At 57.7% G+C, this 781-nt stretch carries 2 protein-coding genes; one reads left to right on the top strand and one right to left on the bottom strand.

Annotation, left to right across the window (positions count from 1 at the left end; all coding sequences use genetic code 11):
• Positions 1–199: hypothetical protein (locus tag HGP14_RS36615; protein WP_312862252.1), on the bottom strand; the 199-nt coding region annotated here is incomplete at its 3' end.
• On the opposite strand from HGP14_RS36615, the gene HGP14_RS35160 reads away from it, so the two are divergent.
• On the top strand, positions 104–766 hold the full coding sequence (locus tag HGP14_RS35160) for an IS6 family transposase (RefSeq protein WP_312862251.1): 663 nt from the start codon (positions 104–106) through the stop codon (positions 764–766). The genes HGP14_RS36615 and HGP14_RS35160 overlap by 96 nt on opposite strands.
• The last annotated feature ends 15 nt before the right edge of the window (positions 767–781 follow it).

Below are 781 nucleotides of genomic sequence, written 5' to 3' on the forward strand. Positions count from 1 at the left end.
GGCTCCGTAACATTAACCGTCGGTCGATTTCGGCATGTGATGAATGGGCATGACGAATATTGCCCGTGACCCACTTTATCGCCGCCACAGATTTCCCGCTGAGGTGATTGCCCATGCGGTCTGGCTGTATTTCCGGTTTCCGCTCAGCCTGCGAATGGTCGAGGATCTGCTGGCCGCGCGTGGGATTATCGTCTCCCACCAGACAGTGCGTCTTTGGGCGGAGAAATTCGGAAGGCACTTTGCCAATGACATCCGCAGGCGCTCAGTTGGAAAGCTCGGGGACAAATGGCACCTCGACGAGGCCGCCGTCACCATTCGTGGACAGAAGCAATGGCTGTGGCGTGCCGTAGATCAGGACGGTTTCGTGCTGGACGTTCTGGTGCAAAGCCGCCGCGATGCCAGGGCCGCCATGCGTCTCATGCGAAAGCTTCTGCAAGGGCAAGGCCGATCGCCTCGCGTAATGATCACTGACAAGCTTCGATCCTACGGAGCGGCCAGGCGCCAGATTATGCCGGGTGTTGAACATCGCTCCCACAAGGGTATGAATAACCGAGCGGAGAATTCTCATCAGCCGATCCGACGACGAGAGAAGATCATGAAGCGTTTTAAGTCGGCGCGACAGCTTCAGCGCTTCGTCTCCATCCATGATCCGATTGCCAACCTGTTCCGCATTCCCCGCCACGACATTCCCGCGGACCATCATCGAGAGCTGCGAGGAGCCGCGATGCGGATGTGGCGTGAGATCGCCTGTCTTCAGGCTACCTGATCGTAGCCTATAGAT

The sequence above is a fragment of the Rhizobium sp. P32RR-XVIII genome (genome assembly GCF_012641395.1).
In the GTDB taxonomy this organism is placed as follows: Bacteria; Pseudomonadota; Alphaproteobacteria; order Rhizobiales; family Rhizobiaceae; genus Rhizobium.